Source organism: Streptomyces sp. NPDC002276 (genome assembly GCF_053891435.1).
In genome coordinates this window covers 28,959-46,928 of sequence record NZ_JBSFCQ010000021.1, presented here as the reverse complement: position 1 = coordinate 46,928, position 17,970 = coordinate 28,959, and the positions used below count along the sequence as shown (strand labels likewise).

The following is a 17,970-nucleotide window of genomic DNA, read 5'->3' as shown; positions in this document are numbered from 1 at the left end:
TAGAGATGCCCCCACAACCCACGTCCAGCCCCTACGACACGGTCCTCTGCGCGGAGGAACTCCGCGACGCCCTCGCCGCCCACGGCATCACCCTTCCGTCGCTCCGCGCCGACCTGCCCAGCTTCGCGGCAGCGCCCGGCTCCGGGGGACTGGTCTCGCTGGGCAACTGCAACCTCGACACGGCCCGCCGCCTGGCCGCCGTACTCCGTGAGGCGGAGGCGGCGGAACGGTGAACGCGACACACTTCGAGGCCGCCCTGCTCGCCGTACCGAAGGCGGTCCCCGAACTACGGCACGCGGTGCGCGGTTACCTCGGCGGCGACGGCCCGCACCCCGAAGTGGAGCTGTGCGTCAGCGAGTTGGTGAGCAACGTGATCCGGCACGTGGGGGAGGGCACGCCGGTACGGGTGCGGGTCACCCGGGTCGGTCGGGGCGGCTTGGACGACGACCGTATCCGGGTCGAGGTGACCGACCCCGACCCGCGCGCCCTGCCCGTCCTCCTGGACGCCACCACCGACACCGGTCTCGGCGCGGAGTCGGGGCGCGGGCTGATGCTGCTGGACGCGGTGGCGGTGCGGTGGGGGGTGGAGCAGGGGGTGTCCGGGAAGGTGGTGTGGTGCGAGGTGCGGGACCCGGCGTCCCAGGCCCCGTCCGCCGGTCGCGGGTGAGTCGCGCGGCGCGGCGCGGCGCGGTGCCGCGTGGCGCTCAGGCGGTGGCGACCGCCGTCGCGACGTGGATCGCGGTCAGGAACGAGGCACCCGCGATCATCGTCGTCTTCCGGGTGGCGACTCCGATGACGGCGTCGCCCACCTGTGCCGCGGCGGCCGCGCACAGCACGAGCGCGGCGGCGGGACCGGGCCAGGCGAGAGGCGCGACGAGGGCGGCCACGCCCAGGGCGGTGGGCCGTATCCCTCCCACCAGTGCGAAGGCGAACGTGTGCGGGGCGCCCGGCGGGACCATGACCCACGTACCGGCTCCGGCGTCGTAGTCGTCCTCCCCGACGGTGACCGCACGTTGCCCGAGAGGACGTAGAACTCCTCGTCGTGCTGCGCGTGGCGGTGCTGCGGCGGGCCGCCGGTGTGCGCGGGGACGGTGATCTCGCCCATTCCCAGGCGGTGTTCGGTGTTGCTGCCGTCCTCAAGGATCTGGATCGTCGCCGGTCCGTTGACGGTTGTGGCGTTGTGGGGTTGCCAACGGCCAGGACCCTAGGGGTGGTTCGAGGTCCTGCGCTTACGGACGGACAGCGACGACCCGGTCGAACGGATCGCCCAGGCCGCGGAGGTTCTCGGCCGGGCGGTCCTGCGCAGACAGGGCGCGGTGCGGGCGGTGGTCGCCGCGACCATCGCGAAGCCCTCGACCTCCAAGGACCGCCCCGCCCACCGCTTCGGCCTCATCGACCACGCCCTGGCCCCCTGGGCGGCGAGTTGCGGCCCCGCACACCGCGAGACCGTGGACCAACTGACCCGCGGCCTCGCGCTGGTCATCAGCGCGGAGTCGTTGTTCGCGCTGCTGGACCTCTGCGGCCTGGGCCCTGAGGAGGCGGTCGCGGCGCTCGTGACGACGGCCCGGGGGATGACGGCGGGGGTGGTCGCGGCCGTCCAGTAGCCCTCCCGCTAACCTTCCCGCGGGGGGTGCCATGTCTGCCATGTCTGGGTGGATCACATTGGGTGCCGGCTGCTTCGTCGTAGCCGTAGGCGTGTTGGCCTTGATAGGCCGGGGAGTCGCACCGCAAGCGCAGTCGCGTAAGTCCGGTTGGGGTCGGATAGCGATGGGGGGCGGCTTCGTTCTTGACGGCGGAGCCAGGCTTCTCGGCGTCTCGTCCGGAGTGGGGTTGGTGGTTTCCACCCTTGCCCTGGGACTTGTCGTGCTCGGTGTGGTGCTTCAGATCCGAGCGGGAGTGTTCACCAGGGCGCGTCGGGCGGGAGGCGCCGAATGAACAGGTGGCTGAGCACCCGGAGCACATGGCTGGTCGTACCGATCCTGTGGGCGATCATCCTGACAGCCGCCCTACTCGGAATCGAATGCGCTCGAACCTTCTTCGGCCACCCGCCTCTGAGGCCCTTCACCTCTGAACTCCCGATGGCGGTAGGCGGCAGTCTCTTCGTCGCCGTCGTCGGCGCGACGAGGTTGCGTCACAGGCAGGGGCAGCACGACCAATAACGACCACTGAACAACGGCGACTTGGTCGAAAGCCTGTGTGCGGTGGTCTGGGTGGGTTCTAGTCTCGTGTGGTGGTAGGGGGCGGGGCTGGTACGGGGGTTCACGTGGCGGGTGTCGAGGCTGTGCCGGGCGGACCACGGTTGTTCATCTCGCACGCGGAGGCGGACCAGGCGTGGGCGGAGTGGGTGGCCTGGCAGTTGCAGGATGCCGGGTACGAGGTCGAGTTGGCCGTCTGGCACTGGGGCGCCGGCGAGAACGTCATCCAGAACATGGACCGGGCTTTGGCCGCCGGGCCGACGGTGGCGTTGTTCTCGGCCGCGTACTTCGACTCGGAACGGTGGACCACGGAGGAGTGGACGGCGAAGCTTGCCGCCCGCGAGAAGCTGATCCCACTCCGGATCGAGGACTGTGTCGTGCGGCCGATGGTGCGGGCGTTGCGTGCGCCCGCGCTGTTCGGTCTGGGGGAGGAGAAGGCGCGGGAGGTGTTGCTGGGGGCGGTGGCGGGGCCGGCGGGGGTTCCGTTGGTGGCTCCGGGGTTTCCGCCGGGCAGGGGTGGGGCGAACGGGCCTCGGCTGCCGGGGACGTTGCCGGGGGTGTGGAACGTTCCGGCGCGTAATGCGGGGTTCGTGGGCCGGGACGAGTTGTTGGTGGAGGTACGGGGGCGCCTGACGGGCGGTCGTCCGGTGGCGGTGGTGGCGCTGGATGGCCGTGGCGGTGTGGGCAAGACGCAGCTCGCGGCTGAGTACGCGCACCGGTTCTGCGGGGAGTACGAGCTGGTGTGGTGGGTGCGGGCTGAGGATCCGGCGCTGATTCCTGGGCAGTTGGCGATGCTGGCGGTTGAGATGGGGACTGCGCAGGCGGATATGCCTCTGGAAGAGGCGGTGCGGGCGCTGGGGCGTGCGTTGGGGGCGCGGTCGCGGTGGCTGGTCGCATTCGACAACGCGGAGGACCCTGAGGCGCTGGCGCACTTCGTGCCGTCTGGGGCGGGGCATGTGCTGATCACCTCTCGTAACCCGGACTGGCATGGTGTGGCCGCGCCGTTGGATATCGATGTGCTGGCGCGGCGGGAGTCGATCGATCTGCTGCGCAGTCGGACGCCATGGCTCACGGAGGCGGATGCGGGGCGGCTGGCGGAGGCGTTGGATGACCTGCCGTTGGCCCTGGTCCAGGCGGCTGCGGTGCTGAGGACGACGGCCGTGGACGAGTATCTGGAGTTGTTGGTCAGCAAGGCCAGCGCGATCACCGATGAGGGCAGGCCGCGGGATTACCCATGGTCGCTGGCCGCGCAGATTCGACTGAGCATGCAACGGCTGCGGGAACAGGACCCGGAGGCGGCTGACTTGATGAATGCCTGTGCGCTGCTGGCTCCGGAACCGTTTGCCCTGCCCACCGTCACTCCGGAAGAGGTTGACGAGGAGTCGTCCGTGGGCCAGGTGGTAGCGGACAGGCGCACCAGAAGCCGTGTCCTGTTGGCACTCCACCAGCGTGGGCTGGCCCGGGTGGCGGGCGGGAGCCTGCACCTGCACCGTCTGACCCAGGCCGTCCTCAAAGACCAGCTCACCGCCGAGGAGCGTGTCGCCGCGGCGCGCAACGCCAGTATGTTGCTCGCTGCGGCCTTCCCAGGCGGGGTGGGGGATCCCGGTTCCTGGCCTCGCTGGCCGCACCTGCTGCCTCACCTGCTGGCGATCGACCCCACTGACCTGGCCACCGCGCAAGCCCGTTTCGCAGCATGCGAAGCGGCTGTCTACCTCATGGACCGCGGCAGCGCAGCAGCGGTCCTGCCCCGCCTTGAAGACCTCTACGAAACCTGGATCACTCTGCTGGGTCCGGATTCCATTCACACGTGGTGGGCCGTCAACTACTTGGCCAGGGCATCCACTGCCGTTGGACATCATGACCGCGCCTATGCCCTACACCGGGACCTGTTTGAACGGCGGCGGCGGGTGCTGGGTGAGGACCACCCCGACGCCCTGGGAGCTGCGTCCAGCCTGGCCAATAGGCTGGCGATGGTGGGCCGGGAGGGCGAGGCGTTGGAGCTGGGTGAGGACACCCTGGATCGGCAGCGGCAGGTGCTGGGTGAGGACGACCCCGACACTCTGATCACGGCGTCCAATCTGGCAGTTCGGCTGGCGGCGGCGGGTCGGGCGGGGGAGGCGGTGGCGTTGGGTGAGGACACCCTGGCCCGGCGGCGGCGGGTGTTGGGTGAGAACCACCCCGACACCCTGGGTTCCGCGTCCAATCTTGCGGCTGACCTGGCGACGGTGGGTCGGGTGGGGGAGGCGGTGAGGCTGGGTGACGACACCCTGGATCGGCAGCGGTTGGTGCTGGGTGAGGACTACCCCGACACCCTGATCACGGCGTCCAATGTGGCGGTTTGGCTGGTGGCTGTGGGTCGGGTGGAGGAGGCGGTGGCGTTGGGTGAGGACACGCTGGCCCGGCGGCGGCGGGTGTTGGGTGAGGACCACCCCGACGCCCTGCGCACCGCGTCCAATCTGGTGATCCGGTGGGCGGCTGTGGGTCGGGTGGAGGAGGCGGTGGCGTTGGGTGAGGACACGCTGGCCCGGCAGCGGTTGGTGCTGGGTGAGGACTACCCCGACACCCTGATCACCGCGTCCAATCTGGCGATCCGGTGGGCGGCTGTGGGTCGGGTGGAGGAGGCGGTGGTGCTGGGTGAGGACACGCTGGCCCGGCGGCGGCGGGTGTTGGGTGAGGGCCACCCCGGCACCCTGATCACCGCGTTCAATCTGGCGGCTGATCTCGCGGCTGTGGGTCGGGTGGAGGAGGCGTTGGAGTTGTGCGAGGACACGCTGGCCCGGCGGCGGCAGGTGTTGGGTGAGGACCACCCCGACACCCTGAACACCGCAAGACTGCTCGCCAGCCTCACCCAGCCGAACGATGGCTGATACGCCTCAGGGCGTGGAAATCCCCCAAGGCGTCCCCCAAGAGATGCGACGGCAATCAAACCGCCTCGTCAGACCAGCCACACCCAGCCCGCCGTAAACCTGCCAGCGCCCAGACCCGGACCGCCCTCCGTCCCTCCAAAGGCGACCAGTCACCCCCGCCAACACCCCCCAACACCCAAGAGGGCGCAGCCACTTGCCGCGCCCCTCCCCAAACTCGCCCCCCACCTACACCCACGTATCCAGCCACATCCGAGACCGCCACTGATCAATAGGAATCGACGTCCCCGTATAAAGCGGCCAGAAGTAGATGAAGTTCCAAGTGATCAGCAGGACAAGCACCCCCGCCCCGACCGCCCCCGTGACCCTGCGGGTGTCGTTGGAGTCCAGTGGGCCGATCATCGCGCCGATGAGCATCGCCACCGCCAGGCACAGGAACGGGAGGAAGACGATCGAGTAGAAGAAGAAAATCGTGCGGTCCTGGTAGAGGAACCAGGGGAGGTAGCCGGCCGCGACGCCGCAGGCGATCGCTCCCGCGCGCCAGTCGCGGCGGAACGCCCAGCGCCACAGGACGTAGAGGATCGCGAAGCAGGCCGCCCACCACAGCATCGGCGTGCCGATCGCGAGGACCTCGCGGGCGCACTTGTCGCCGGCGTTCACGGGGCAGCCGTCCGCGCCGGGGGACGGAGACTCGTAGAAGTACGAGACCGGGCGGCCGTCGACCAGCCAGCTCCACGGGTTGGACATGTACGTGTGCGGCGAGTGCAGGCCGACGTTGAACTCGTAGACCTCGTGCTCGTAGTGCCACAGGCTGCGCAGCCAGTCCGGCAGGACGTGGCTCCAGGTGCCGCCCTTGCCGTCGGTCGCGGCCCAGTTGCGGAAGTAACCGCCGGTGCCGTTCGCGGGGGAGAGGATCCAGCCGATCCAGGAGGTCAGGTAGACCGCGACGGCGACCGGGATCGTCGCCACGAAGCCCAGGCCCAGGTCGTGCTTCAGGACCGCCACGTACGCGTTGCGGGCGCCCGCGACCTTGCGGGAGCCGACGTCCCACAGCAGCATCATCACGACGAACGCGGCCGTGATGTACAGGCCGTTCCACTTGGTGCCGATCGCGAGGCCCAGCAACAGGCCCGCCGTCCAGCGCCAGGGGCGCCAGCCGAGGGAGAGGGTGTCGGCGGTGTGCGCGTCGGGGCGGACGCGGCCGTAGGCGTCGGCCGGTAGTGCCGCCGCGAGTTTCTCCCTCGCCTTGTCGCGGTCGATCAGCAGGCAGCCGAACGCGGCCACCACGAAGAACATCAGCACGCCGTCGAGCAGCGAGGTGCGGGCCATCACGAAGGCCAGGCCGTCCAGCGACATCAGGACGCCCGCGACACAGCCCAGGAACGTGGAGCGGAACAGGCGGCGGCCGATGCGGCAGAGCATCAGGACGGTCAGCGTGCCGAGCAGCGCCGTCATGAAGCGCCAGCCGAAGGGGTTGAAGCCGAAGATCAGTTCGCCGATGCCGATGACGTACTTGCCGACCGGCGGGTGGACGACATAGGCCGCGTCCGTGGGGATCGAGACGTGGCCGCCGGTCTTCAGGATGAGGTCGTTGGCGTTCTTGTCCCAGTTGACCTCGAAGCCGCGGTGGACCAGCGCCCACGCGTCCTTGGCGTAGTACGTCTCGTCGAATATCACCGCCTTCGGACTGCCCAGGTGGTAGAAGCGCATCACCCCGGCCATCAGCGTGACCAGCAGCGGGCCGCCCCACGCCGACCAGCGGGTGATGCGGTCGACGAGCCCCGGCGAGAAGCCGAGCGTCGCCCACAGCCGGGGGCTGGGCTCCGCGTACGGCGGCACCAGCCGGTCCCGTACGTCGCTTCTGGGCCCCGCCGTATAGCCGAAACGGCGCAGCCGCTGCTGCCACGACGGCCGCTGCTCTTGGGGGGCCTGGCCCTGCCGGGTGTCCGTGGAGGACGCGGTACTGGTCACCGCGCCATCGTAGGGAACAGCGCTGTGTGAGTCCCGTGCATGGGCGGTCTCGGTCCGGATGCGTCCGGATCTGTCGGCCCTGCGAGGATGGGAACGTGACTGGAACCCTTGTTTTGGCGGGCACCCCCATCGGCGACATGCAGGACGCTCCTCCCCGGCTCGCGGCGGAGCTGGCCGGGGCCGACGTGGTCGCCGCGGAGGACACCCGGCGGCTGCGCCGGCTGACCCAGGCGCTCGGGGTGCAGCCCAAGGGGCGGGTCGTGTCGTACTTCGAGGGCAACGAGTCCGCGCGCACCCCGGAGTTGGTCGAGGCCCTGGTCGGCGGGGCGCGGGTGCTGCTGGTGACCGACGCGGGGATGCCGTCCGTGTCCGACCCGGGGTATCGGCTGGTCGCCGCAGCCGTGGCGAAGGACATCCGGGTGACCGCCGTACCGGGGCCGTCCGCCGTGCTCACCGCGCTCGCGCTGTCGGGGCTGCCGGTGGACCGGTTCTGCTTCGAGGGGTTCCTGCCGCGGAAGGCGGGCGAACGGCTGTCGCGGCTGCGGGAGGTGGCCGGTGAGCGGCGCACCCTCGTCTATTTCGAGGCACCGCACCGGCTCGACGACACCCTCGCCGCGATGGCGGAGGCGTTCGGCGCGGAGCGGCGGGCCGCCGTGTGCCGGGAGCTGACGAAGACGTACGAGGAGATCAAGCGCGGCCCGGTCGGCGAGCTGGCCGCGTGGGCGGCGGAGGGCGTGCGCGGCGAGATCACCGTCGTGGTGGAGGGGGCGCCGGAACAGGCCGAGGAACTCGGCGCGGACGAACTGGTGCGGCGGGTGCGGGTGCGCGAGGAGGCGGGCGAGCGGCGAAAGGAAGCGATCGCCGCGGTCGCGGTCGAAGCGGGTGTTCCCAAGCGCGAGGTGTTCGATGCGGTGGTGGCCGCCAAGACCACGCAAAAGCCTCTCTGAGCTGCGGAGACGGCCCCTCTGAGCAGGGCGCTCCTCCCATGAGCACGCGCCCCATGGCGGAGCAAAGCAGTGTCGTGAAATGCAAAGCCAGGACCGGCTGGCCGGGGCGATTTGACAAGAAGAGTCCAAATCGCCTCCAACAGACGACAGGTCTGGTGCGTTCGCCCTGCCCGAGGCGTCCACTGGAGTGAGGGACGCACCCGTCCCTCGCCTCCAACGGGATTCCGGGGGGAATCCCCTCGCGGGGGCGCTTGTCCAGCGGAAAGCAAGCAGGAGCTGGCATGAGTGAGATCGCAGGGCAGACCGGCCTCCGGGGCGCTGCCACCGCCGTGGTGAACGAGTCGTACTCCTTCGCCTGCATGCGGTGCGGGCACGGCTGGGAGCAGGCATACGAGATAGAGCACCACGTCGACACCGACGGCCACCAGTTCGTCATGTACGTGGCGGACGGCCAGGTCGTGCCGTCGCCCCTGAGCCGCCCCGCGTGCCACAACTGCGACGGGCATGTCGTGCGCATCATGCGGGCGGGCCAGGTGTCGTCGGTACGGGACGCGGCGCAGCGGCAGTACCAGGCGCCCCGGCCGCGCACCGCGGCGGCAGCCGAGGACGCCACCGACGAGTCCGCGGCTCCCGGGCAGGAGCCCGTCGAGCACCACTGGCACCTGTCCGACCTGCTCCACCCGTTCCACCACCACCGCAAGGCGAGCTGACCGCCTCCGGCGACCGGGCGGGCATGCCCCTTTCGTAGGATCGGGGCATGCCTGCCTCCAGCGACAAGACCGACAGGACCGAAAAGACCGTCGAGAAGTCCGCGCCTCCGCTCCCGGAGCCCCTCCGGGTGCCGGTCGCCGACTCCCACACCCACCTCGACATGCAGTCCGGCACGGTGGCGGAGGCGCTCGCCAAGGCGGCCTCGGTCGGTGTCACGACGCTTGTGCAGGTCGGCTGCGACGTGAAGGGCTCCCGCTGGGCCGCCGAGACGGCCGCCCGCCACGACGCGATCCACGCGACGGTCGCCCTCCACCCGAACGAGGCCCCGCGCATCGTCCACGGCGACCCCGACGGCTGGTCCAGGCAGGGCGCGCGAACCCCCGGCGGCGATACGGCCCTGGACGAGGCCCTCGCGGAGATCGACCGCCTGGCCGGACTCCCGCACGTCAAGGGCGTCGGCGAGACCGGCCTCGACTACTTCCGCACCGGACCCGAGGGCAAGGCCGCGCAGGAGAGGTCCTTCCGCGCCCACATCGAGATCGCCAAGCGGCACGGCAAGGCCCTGGTCATCCACGACCGCGACGCCCACGCCGACGTCCTGCGCGTCCTCAAGGAGGAGGGCGCCCCCGAGCGGACCGTCTTCCACTGCTACTCCGGCGACGCCGAGATGGCCGAACTCTGCGCGAGCGCCGGGTACTTCATGTCGTTCGCCGGCACGGTCACCTTCAAGAACGCCCGGGACCTGCGCGACGCGCTCGCCGTGGCCCCCCTCGAACTGGTCCTGGTGGAGACGGACGCCCCCTTCCTGACCCCCGCTCCGTACCGCGGACGGCCCAACGCGCCCTATCTCATTCCGGTCACGGTCCGCGCGATGGCCGCCGTCCGGGGCATCGACGAGGACGCCCTGTCGACGGCTCTCGCCAGCAACACGGCCCGCGCCTTCGGTTACTGAAGCTCCACCGAGGCTTGGCGCCCCTTTCGAACACAACCCTGAGTAGCCGCGCCGCTTTGGAGAGTGACGGTCGCTCCGCTAGGTTCTGTTGGCCCGATCCGGACCCTTCTGGCCTTCTGGAGCGTGTCGGCGTGAGCAACTACGAGACCTACGAGACCTACGAGACGTACGACCGCGGTGTGCGCGACGACGAGTACACCGACCGCACGGACGCGACCCAGGTGTACGAGGACACGTACCGCCCCGCCTATGAGGCGCCGGAGCCCGTGTTCCCGCGCCAGGCGGTGACCGTCGCGCCGGGCCGCGCGGACCGCAGACGAAGAGCCGACCGTACGGCCTCCACGTCCACGGGCTCCACCATGCGGCGGCTGGTTCCGCAGGCCCTGGTCGTCGCCTTCCTCGCCGGCGGCACCACCGCGTTCGTCGCCAAGGACAAGGCGATCGAACTGAGCGTCGACGGCAAGCCGCGCACCCTGCACACCTTCGCCGACGACGTCACCGAACTCCTCGCCCAGCAGGGCGTCGAGGTCGGCGAGCACGACGTGGTGGCCCCCGGCCGGGACGCGGACCTCGCCAGCGGCGACGAGGTCGCGGTCCGCTACGGCCGCCCCGTGCGGCTCACCATCGACGGGCAGCGGCGCGAGGTGTGGACGACGGCCCGCACGGTCGACGGCGCCCTCGAACAACTCGGCGTACGGGCGGAGGGCGCCTACGTCTCGACCTCCCGCTCCCAGCCCATCGGCCGCGCCGGACTCGCCCTCGACGTACGCACCGAACGCACCGTCACGATCATGGCCGACGGCCGCGCCCGTACGATCCGCACCAACGCGGCGACGGTCGGCGAGGCGGTCCAGGAGGCGGGCATCGGCCTGCACGGCGAGGACGCCACCTCGGTCCCGCCGGGGAACTTCCCGCGCGACGGCCAGACGATCACGGTCCTGCGGGTCACCGGCACCCGCGAGATCCGCGAGGAGGCGATCCCCTTCGCGGTGGAACGCACCGACGATCCCACCCTCTTCAAGGGCACGGAGGTCGTCGAACGCGCCGGACGACCGGGCCTGCGCCGCGTCACCTACGCCCTCCGCACGGTCAACGGCGTCAAGGAGAAACCGCGCCGCGTCGACGAGGAACTGGTCCGCGAACCCCGCTCCCAGCTCGTGAAGGTCGGCACCAAACCCATGCCCACCTCGGTACAGGGCGCCGACCAGCTCAACTGGCACGGCCTCGCCACCTGCGAATCCGGCGGCCGCCCCGCCGCGGTGGACCCCTCCGGCACCTACGGCGGCCTCTACCAGTTCGACACCCACACCTGGCACAGCCTCGGCGGCTCGGGCCACCCGCAGGACGCGAGCGCGGAGGAACAGACCTTCAGGGCGAAGAAGCTGTACGTGCGCAGGGGTGCAAGTCCCTGGCCGCACTGCGGGACCCGTCTACACGGTTAAGGTGTGCGCCCCTAAGGGGCGCGGGGAACTGCGCGACCAGCCACAGCGGACCGGCAGACGAAGAACCGCCCCGTAACCTAGGTACGTGAGCAGCAACCCCGACGCCCTCCTGGGCCCCGCCGACATCCGCGAACTGGCGGCAGCCCTGGGCGTCCGCCCGACAAAGCAACGCGGCCAGAACTTCGTGATCGACGCGAACACGGTCCGCCGCATCGTCCGCACCGCGGACGTCCGCCCGGACGACGTGGTCGTGGAGGTGGGCCCGGGCCTCGGCTCACTCACCCTCGCCCTGCTCGAAGCGGCCGCCCACGTGACGGCCGTAGAGATCGACGACACCCTGGCGAGCGCACTACCGGCGACGGTCACCGCCCGCATGCCGGACCGGGCCGACCGCTTCGCACTCGTCCACTCCGACGCGATGCAGGTCACCGAACTCCCCGGCCCACCCCCCACCGCCCTGGTCGCCAACCTCCCCTACAACGTGGCCGTACCGGTCCTCCTCCACATGCTGGAGCACTTCCCGACCATCGAGCGCACGCTCGTGATGGTCCAGGCCGAGGTCGCCGACAGGCTTGCCGCGCCGCCCGGTTCGAAGGTGTACGGCGTCCCGTCCGTGAAGGCGAACTGGTACGCCGAGGTCAAGCGGGCCGGTTCCATCGGCCGTACCGTCTTCTGGCCCGCCCCGAACGTGGACAGCGGCCTCGTGGCGCTGACCCGCAGGGCGGAGCCGCCGAAGACGACCGCCGACCGCCGCGAGGTCTTCGCCGTGGTGGACGCGGCCTTCGCGCAGCGCCGCAAGACGTTGCGGGCCGCGCTCGCCGGCTGGGCGGGCTCGGCGGCGGCGGCCGAGACGGCGCTCGTCGCGGCCGGGGTGTCCCCGCAGGCGCGCGGCGAGTCGTTGACGGTCGAGGAGTTCGCCCGCATCGCGGAACACAAGGCTCAACCCAAGGAGTCCGAGTAAGTGAGCGTGACGGTCCGCGTCCCCGCCAAGGTCAACGTCCAACTCGCGGTCGGCGCCGCGCGCCCCGACGGCTTCCACGACCTGGCCAACGTCTTCCTCGCGGTCGGCCTGTACGACGAGGTCACCGTGACCCCGGCCGACGAACTCCGCGTCACCTGCTCGGGCCCGGACGCGGCCCAAGTCCCCCTGGACCAAACGAACTTGGCGGCCCGCGCGGCCGTAGCACTCGCCGAGCGGTACGGGCACAGCCCCGCCGTGCACATCCACATCGCGAAGGACATCCCCGTCGCCGGCGGCATGGCGGGCGGCAGCGCGGACGGCGCGGGCGCGCTGGTGGCGTGCGACGCGCTGTGGGGCACCAGCGCCTCGCGGGCCGAACTGCTGGACATCTGCGCCGAGTTGGGCAGCGACGTGCCGTTCAGCCTGGTGGGCGGGGCGGCGTTGGGGGTGGGGCGCGGCGAGAAGCTCACGGCACTGGAGACCGGGGGCACCTTCCACTGGGTGTTCGCGATGGCCGGGCGGGGACTCTCCACCCCTGCCGTCTTCCGGGAGTTCGACCGCTTGGCGGAAGGCGTCGACATCCCCGAACCCGTCGCCTCGCAGCCGCTCCTCGACGCGCTCGCGAAGGGCGACCCGGACGCGCTGGCCGCCGCCGTCTCCAACGACCTTCAGCCCGCGGCCCTTTCGCTCTTCCCGGAACTCGCCGACACGCTCGCCGCGGGCCGCGCCGCGGGCGCCCTCGCCGCGCTGGTCTCCGGTTCGGGCCCGACGACGGCGTTCCTCGCCCGCGACCCCGGGTCGGCGGCGAAGGTCGCGGAGGCGCTGACGGCCTCCGGGACATGCCGGACGGTACGTACGGCGACGGGTCCGGCGGCGGGCGCGACCGTGATCGCCCGACCTTCACACGGGACACACGAAAACCCCGCCTGAACTGCGAAAACGCGCGTGTGCGGTGTTATCGAAACCACATTGATCTAATGTTCGCCAATCAACCTCATGGTCCCTTTCGTGGCGTATGTCCTACAGGGTGAGGCTGGCATGATCAGCCAACCCCCGGTCCTCGTTACCGGCGGTACTCCCTGCGCGCGCGGTCTCGCCGCGCCACGCCCGAGAGGAACCTCCCCATGGGCCACATGGACCATTTCAGCGCCGGCTGGGTCACCCCGGTCCTGTCCTACGCGATGGCCTGCGTCGGCGCCGCGCTCGGACTGCGCTGCACCGTAAGGGCACTTGAGGCGGACGGCGCCTCCAAACGGAACTGGCTGACCCTCGCCTCCGTCGCCATCGGCTCCGGCATCTGGACCATGCACTTCGTGGCCATGCTCGGCTTCAGCGTCGAAGGCACCCCCATCCGCTACGACGTCCCGCTCACCGTCCTCAGCCTGCTGATGTCGATCGGCGTGGTCGCCGCCGGTGTCTTCACCGCCGGATACGGCCGCTCCCGCGTCACCTCGGTCGCCTTCGGCGGACTCGGCACCGGCCTCGGCGTCGCCGCCATGCACTACACCGGCATGGCCGCGCTCGACCTGCACGGCGAGATCGACTACGACCCCCGGTTGGTCATCGCCTCCGTCGTGATCGCGGTCGTCGCCGCGACCGCCGCGCTCACCCTCACCCTGATCGTGCGCGGCCCGGTCCTCGCCACGCTCGCCGCCCTCGTCATGGGACTCGCGGTCAGCACCATGCACTACACCGGGATGTACGCCGTGAGCGTCACCCTCGCGCCCAGCGGCGCGACCCTCTCCGGCGCCACGGCAACGGAGTTCATCTTCCCGCTCGCCGTCGTCCTCGGCTCCTTCCTCTTCCTGGCCTCCGCCTACGTCGCCCTCTCCCCGACCGGCAAGCGCCACGAGTCGGCGTTCGCGGCGGAGTTGCTGCGCGAGGTCGAACTCGCCACGGTCTGAGCCGACGTCGGCTGCCCTGACGTCAACTGCCCTTACGGCGACGGTCCCCACCTCTCCCTGGTGTGGGTGCCGACCGCCGATCGGTATCTCGAACGCGCCGTACGAACCACCCCGCACCTCCCCTCCCGAACGAGGTCCCCCATGCGTGTCCTCCGCGCACCGGCCCGACTGCGCCCCAGATCCGTCCGTGCGAAGATCGTCGCCCTGCTGATGCTGCCCGTCGTGTCCCTGATGGCCCTCTGGGGCTTCGCCGCGGTGACGACCGCGTCGAGCATCGCCGACACCGAGACCGCCAAGGACGTCAACTCCGAACTCCTCACCCCCGTAGCGGAGTTCATCACCGCCGTACAGGGCGAACGGACCGCGGCCCTGCGCCACGCCGACGCCCCGGCCGCCTTCAGGTCGGCCACCAGGGTCACCGACACGGCCGCCGCCGCACTGCGCGACGGCGTCAACGACTCCAGCTCCGACGCGGCCCTCATCGACTCCTCGCTGCCGGGCCGGATCGACAAACTGGAGGCCGACGCCACCGGCCTCGCGGCGCTGCGCGCGAGCGCCACCGCCAAGGGCGCCAAGTCGACCACCACCTACGCCAGTTACTCGGCGATCGTCGAGCACGGTTTCTCCGTCACCGGTGCCCTCACCGGCGACAAGACCGCCGCCGACGCCTCCGAGGCGCGCGTCGTGCTCGAACTCTCCAGGGCCCGCGAGGCAGTTGCCCAGGAACAGGCACTGCTCGGCGCCGCCCGCGCCGGGGGTGAGCTGACCAAGGAGCAGTACGCGCTGTTCGTCGGCGCCGTCGCCACCCAGCGCGAACTGCTCGAACCTGCCGTCGCCGACCTCAAGGCCGGGCACCGGACGGCGTACCGCAAGGTCCTGGACGGCACCGGTTACGCCCAGTTCCAGGCCGTCGAGAACCGGGTGCGCAGCGCGGGACCCGGCACCTCCGCCGTGTCCGCGAGCTTCCTGCGCGGCTGGGACTCCGCCGCGAGTGGAGTGCTCACCGGGCTCGACGCGGCCGAGACCAGGGCCGGTACGGGTGCCACGGCCGCCGCCGACCCCTTCGGCTGGGACACGCTCGGCGCCTCCGGGATCGCCGTCGTCCTCGGCCTGGTCGGCGTGCTGCTGTCGCTGCTCGTCTCCGTGCTGGTCGGCCGCGGCCTCATCGTCGAACTCCTCGACCTGCGCAACTCCGCCCTCGAAGTGGCCGGCCGCAGCCTCCCGCGGGCCATGCGCCGACTGCACGCGGGCCAGGGCGTCGACATCGACGCCGAGGCCCCCATGCGCCGCCTCGCCGGAGACGAACTCGCCCAGGTCGGCACCGCGTTGACCGCGGTCCAGCGCGCCGCCCTCAAGGCCGCCTCCGAACGCGCCGAACTCCTCAGCGGCATCTCCGGCGTCTACGTCAGCCTCGCCCGCCGCAGCCAGGTCCTCCTCCACCGCCAACTCGACCTGCTCGACGCGATGGTGCGCCGCCGGCAAGACCCGGCCGAACTCCACGACCTCTACCGCGTCGACTACCTCGCCACCCGGATGCGCCGCCACTCCGAGAGCCTGCTGATCCTCTCCGGCATCGCGCCCGGCCGCGGCTGGCGGGACCCGATCCCGCTGACCGACATCCTGCGCGCGGCCGTCGCCGAGATCGAGAACTCGTCCCGGGTACAGATCTGGGCCGTACCGAAGGTGTCGCTGACCGGCGGTTCGGTCGCCGACGTGATCCACCTGCTCGCTGAACTCGTCGAGAACGCAACGGCGTTCTCCCCGCCGAGCACCCAAGTACAGCTGCGCGCGGCCCGGTTGCAGGAGGGCGTCCTCATCGAGATCGAGGACAGCGGCTTCGGCATGAAGGACGACGCGCTGGCCGACGCCAACCGCAAGATCCAGTCCGAGAAGGTCGACCTCCTCGACGCCAAGCAGATAGGCCTCTTCGTGGTCAACCGACTGCGCGAACGCCAGGGCCTCCGCGTCGAGATACGGCACTCCCGCAGCGGCGGCGTCACGGCCGCCGTACTCATCCCCGAGGGCCTGATGCGCGACGACATGCCGGTGGGCGACCAGCAACAGGCGCCCGGCGGGCGGGGGTTGGCACCGGCGTCGGCCCTGGTTCCGCAGCAGAGACTGCGCGGAGCGGGAGCCTGAGGCACCACGGGCACTGTCCCGGCCCTCCCGGCCCTCCCCACCATCTCCACACGGATGTACCGCAATTGCAGTACAGGTGGGGCGGATGGGACGGATAGGTTCGTTTGATACTTCAAGTGCACTTGCTCGAAAGGCCACTTCAGTGTCCGACGCCCCCACGCCGTCGTCCCCCACCCCGTCCCACCGCAGGAAGCGGTCCCTCTCGCGTCGCGGCGCGATAGGGGCCGCCGGAGCGGTAGCCGCCGGAGCCGCACTCACCCCGGCGGTGTTCGCGGCCACCGACTCGGACTCGGATTCAGACTCGGGCTCAACCCCCGACACGACACCCGACACGACCCCGCCGGGCACGAAGCCGGAGACCTTCCCGGCCACCCGCACCGAGACGACCACCGGTACCACCCCCACCACCACGGCCTTCGCCGCGTCCTACGTCGCCCTCCGCTGGACCGGCGACCAGGACGGCGCCGGAATCCGCCTCGCGGACGGCAACTGGCAGCAAACGGGCACCGGTTGCGCGACGATCGACGGCGGCGGCACGGCGTTGATCGCGGCCGACGAGGCCACCACGTACGAGGTGAGGACACCGCCAGGCGCAACGGACGTACGCTCCATGGCCATCGACTGCACCCGAGGCCCGGACCGCACCGTCCACGTTCCCTCCGAGCCGACCCGAGTCCGCGGCGTCCGCTACCTCTCGCGCCCGGCCTGGGGCGCCGACGAGTCGAAGCGGTACAAGGACGGCAAGGTCAACTCCCCCGAGGCGTACTACCCGTTGCAGTCGATCACGGTCCACCACACGGACACCCCGAACGCCGACCCGGACCCGGCCGCGACCGTGCGAGGCATCTACGAGTACCACGCGGTCACCCTCGACTGGGGCGACATCGGCTACCACTTCCTGATCGACGAGGCGGGTGTCGTCTACGAGGGCCGCTACTCCGGCGACGACCCGATCCCCGCCTTCAACCCCGACGGCAACCTGGTCACCGCCTTCCATACGGCAGGCTTCAACTCCGGCAACCTGGGCATCGCCCTGATCGGCACCTTGGTGTCCCAGCCCCCGACGCCCGCGGCGAAGGCCTCCCTGACCCGCCTGATCAAGGTCATCACCCGCTTCAAGGGCCTCGACCCCCAGGCCAAGATCACCTACACCAACCCGGTGAACGGCGTGAAGAAGGACAACGAGACGATCAGCGGCCACCGGGACTGGCTCCAGACGGACTGCCCGGGACAGACCATGTACGACCTGCTGAGCGAGGTCAGGTCGGCAGCGGCCCGCTGAGCCGCTGGGCGAGCAGCAGTGCCAGGGGGCCGCCCTGGAGCAGGAAACGGCCCTCCGTGGCGGCCCGGACCGCATCGCCCATGGGCCACCACATGAGCTTGAAGTCCGCTTCGCTCGGCGTGAGTTGCCGCGGTCCCAGGGTGAGGCCCTCAGCCAGGAAGAGGTGGATGCGGGCGGTGGAGTTCAGGGTGATGGCGTAGGCGCCGAGGGGGCGCCAGGTTTCGGCGGTGACTCCGGCCTCCTCGCGCAACTCCCGTCGCGCGCACTCTTCCGGTGTCTCGTCACCTTCCCGGCGGCCCCCGGGCAGGAACACGTACTCGCCGCCGTGCTCGGGGAATTCGGCGGTCAGAACGGCGACCATGCCGTGCGCGTCGAGGGCCACGACGACGGAGGGGTCGCGCATCGCCCCCCGCTGGGATGACTCGCTCATGGCCCGGGAGCGTAGCTTCTGCGGCGTGGTCATGACGCGTCCGCCTTCCGGTACAGGTGGCACGTGCATCCGCACCGTTGCTGAAGCAGCAGACCGCCACCGTGGGGGAGCGGGATGTCCTTGGTCTGAGTGCACATGTCGTGCACCTCGGCGTAGCCACGCTGCTGTCCGA

General features: G+C 70.9%; 15 protein-coding genes and 1 pseudogene. 13 read left to right on the top strand and 3 right to left on the bottom strand.

Annotated features, from left to right (window positions below; all coding sequences use genetic code 11):
* The first annotated feature begins 5 nt into the window (after positions 1-5).
* A complete protein-coding gene (locus tag ACWIHT_RS38870) occupies positions 6-233 on the top strand; it encodes a hypothetical protein (protein WP_456173229.1) in 228 nt (75 codons plus the stop codon).
* Positions 230-667 (top strand): ATP-binding protein, encoded by a 438-nt coding sequence (locus tag ACWIHT_RS38865; RefSeq protein WP_456173228.1) that lies wholly within the window; start codon positions 230-232, stop codon positions 665-667. Before ACWIHT_RS38870 ends, ACWIHT_RS38865 begins: the two co-directional genes overlap by 4 nt.
* A gap of 259 nt (positions 668-926) precedes the next feature.
* Here the strand turns inward: ACWIHT_RS38865 and ACWIHT_RS38860 are convergent.
* Positions 927-1,150 (bottom strand): annotated as a pseudogene (locus tag ACWIHT_RS38860) (cupin domain-containing protein); the annotation flags it as partial.
* A 166-nt stretch (positions 1,151-1,316) separates the two neighbouring features.
* Here ACWIHT_RS38860 and ACWIHT_RS38855 point away from each other — a divergent pair.
* A complete protein-coding gene (locus ACWIHT_RS38855) occupies positions 1,317-1,604 on the top strand; it encodes a hypothetical protein (RefSeq protein ID WP_456173227.1) in 288 nt (95 codons plus the stop codon).
* Between the two features lie 659 nt (positions 1,605-2,263).
* Positions 2,264-5,062 (top strand): FxSxx-COOH system tetratricopeptide repeat protein, encoded by a 2,799-nt coding sequence (fxsT, locus tag ACWIHT_RS38850; RefSeq protein ID WP_456173226.1) that lies wholly within the window; start codon positions 2,264-2,266, stop codon positions 5,060-5,062.
* A 225-nt stretch (positions 5,063-5,287) separates the two neighbouring features.
* On the opposite strand, the gene ACWIHT_RS38845 is transcribed toward fxsT, so the two are convergent.
* Complete coding sequence (locus ACWIHT_RS38845; protein ID WP_456173225.1) at positions 5,288-7,030, bottom strand: dolichyl-phosphate-mannose--protein mannosyltransferase; 1,743 nt, start codon at positions 7,028-7,030, stop codon at positions 5,288-5,290.
* A gap of 95 nt (positions 7,031-7,125) precedes the next feature.
* Here ACWIHT_RS38845 and rsmI point away from each other — a divergent pair, with 95 nt between their 5' ends.
* The 9 genes from rsmI to ACWIHT_RS38800 all read left to right on the top strand — a co-directional run bounded on the left by rsmI (position 7,126) and on the right by ACWIHT_RS38800 (position 17,368).
* Positions 7,126-7,977 carry a 16S rRNA (cytidine(1402)-2'-O)-methyltransferase gene (gene rsmI, locus ACWIHT_RS38840; RefSeq protein ID WP_456173223.1) on the top strand — a complete coding sequence of 284 codons (852 nt, stop codon included), beginning with the start codon at positions 7,126-7,128 and terminating at the stop codon, positions 7,975-7,977.
* Between the two features lie 281 nt (positions 7,978-8,258).
* Positions 8,259-8,687 (top strand): hypothetical protein, encoded by a 429-nt coding sequence (locus ACWIHT_RS38835; protein ID WP_456173222.1) that lies wholly within the window; start codon positions 8,259-8,261, stop codon positions 8,685-8,687.
* A 47-nt stretch (positions 8,688-8,734) separates the two neighbouring features.
* Positions 8,735-9,640 carry a TatD family hydrolase gene (locus tag ACWIHT_RS38830; protein WP_456173221.1) on the top strand — a complete coding sequence of 302 codons (906 nt, stop codon included), beginning with the start codon at positions 8,735-8,737 and terminating at the stop codon, positions 9,638-9,640.
* Between the two features lie 131 nt (positions 9,641-9,771).
* Positions 9,772-11,082 (top strand): ubiquitin-like domain-containing protein, encoded by a 1,311-nt coding sequence (locus ACWIHT_RS38825; RefSeq protein ID WP_456173220.1) that lies wholly within the window; start codon positions 9,772-9,774, stop codon positions 11,080-11,082.
* 85 nt (positions 11,083-11,167) lie between these two features.
* Positions 11,168-12,043, top strand: coding sequence for a 16S rRNA (adenine(1518)-N(6)/adenine(1519)-N(6))-dimethyltransferase RsmA (gene rsmA / locus ACWIHT_RS38820; RefSeq protein ID WP_456173219.1), 876 nt, complete (start codon positions 11,168-11,170; stop codon positions 12,041-12,043).
* Positions 12,044-12,973, top strand: a complete 930-nt coding sequence (locus ACWIHT_RS38815) for a 4-(cytidine 5'-diphospho)-2-C-methyl-D-erythritol kinase (RefSeq protein ID WP_456173218.1) — start codon at positions 12,044-12,046, stop codon at positions 12,971-12,973.
* Positions 12,974-13,167: 194 nt separating this feature from the next.
* Entirely contained in the window at positions 13,168-13,947 is a 780-nt protein-coding gene (locus tag ACWIHT_RS38810) for an MHYT domain-containing protein (RefSeq protein ID WP_456173217.1), read from the top strand.
* 141 nt (positions 13,948-14,088) lie between these two features.
* On the top strand, positions 14,089-16,086 hold the full coding sequence (locus ACWIHT_RS38805; protein WP_456173216.1) for a sensor histidine kinase: 1,998 nt from the start codon (positions 14,089-14,091) through the stop codon (positions 16,084-16,086).
* Positions 16,087-16,303: 217 nt separating this feature from the next.
* Entirely contained in the window at positions 16,304-17,368 is a 1,065-nt protein-coding gene (locus tag ACWIHT_RS38800) for a peptidoglycan recognition protein family protein (RefSeq protein WP_456173321.1), read from the top strand.
* On the opposite strand, the gene ACWIHT_RS38795 is transcribed toward ACWIHT_RS38800, so the two are convergent.
* A complete protein-coding gene (locus ACWIHT_RS38795; protein WP_456173215.1) occupies positions 17,346-17,798 on the bottom strand; it encodes an NUDIX hydrolase in 453 nt (150 codons plus the stop codon). The genes ACWIHT_RS38800 and ACWIHT_RS38795 overlap by 23 nt on opposite strands.
* Positions 17,799-17,970 lie beyond the last annotated feature (172 nt).

What these genes read in the sequence shown, in the direction of transcription:
- ACWIHT_RS38870 (WP_456173229.1), top strand. Translation starts at nt 6, where the DNA reads ATGCCCCCACAACCCACGTCCAGCCCCTACGACACGGTCCTCTGCGCG.
- ACWIHT_RS38835 (WP_456173222.1), top strand. Translation starts at nt 8,259, where the DNA reads ATGAGTGAGATCGCAGGGCAGACCGGCCTCCGGGGCGCTGCCACCGCC.
- ACWIHT_RS38830 (WP_456173221.1), top strand. Translation starts at nt 8,735, where the DNA reads ATGCCTGCCTCCAGCGACAAGACCGACAGGACCGAAAAGACCGTCGAG.
- ACWIHT_RS38810 (WP_456173217.1), top strand. Translation starts at nt 13,168, where the DNA reads ATGGGCCACATGGACCATTTCAGCGCCGGCTGGGTCACCCCGGTCCTG.
- ACWIHT_RS38805 (WP_456173216.1), top strand. Translation starts at nt 14,089, where the DNA reads ATGCGTGTCCTCCGCGCACCGGCCCGACTGCGCCCCAGATCCGTCCGT.
- ACWIHT_RS38795 (WP_456173215.1), bottom strand. Translation starts at nt 17,798, where the DNA reads ATGAGCGAGTCATCCCAGCGGGGGGCGATGCGCGACCCCTCCGTCGTC.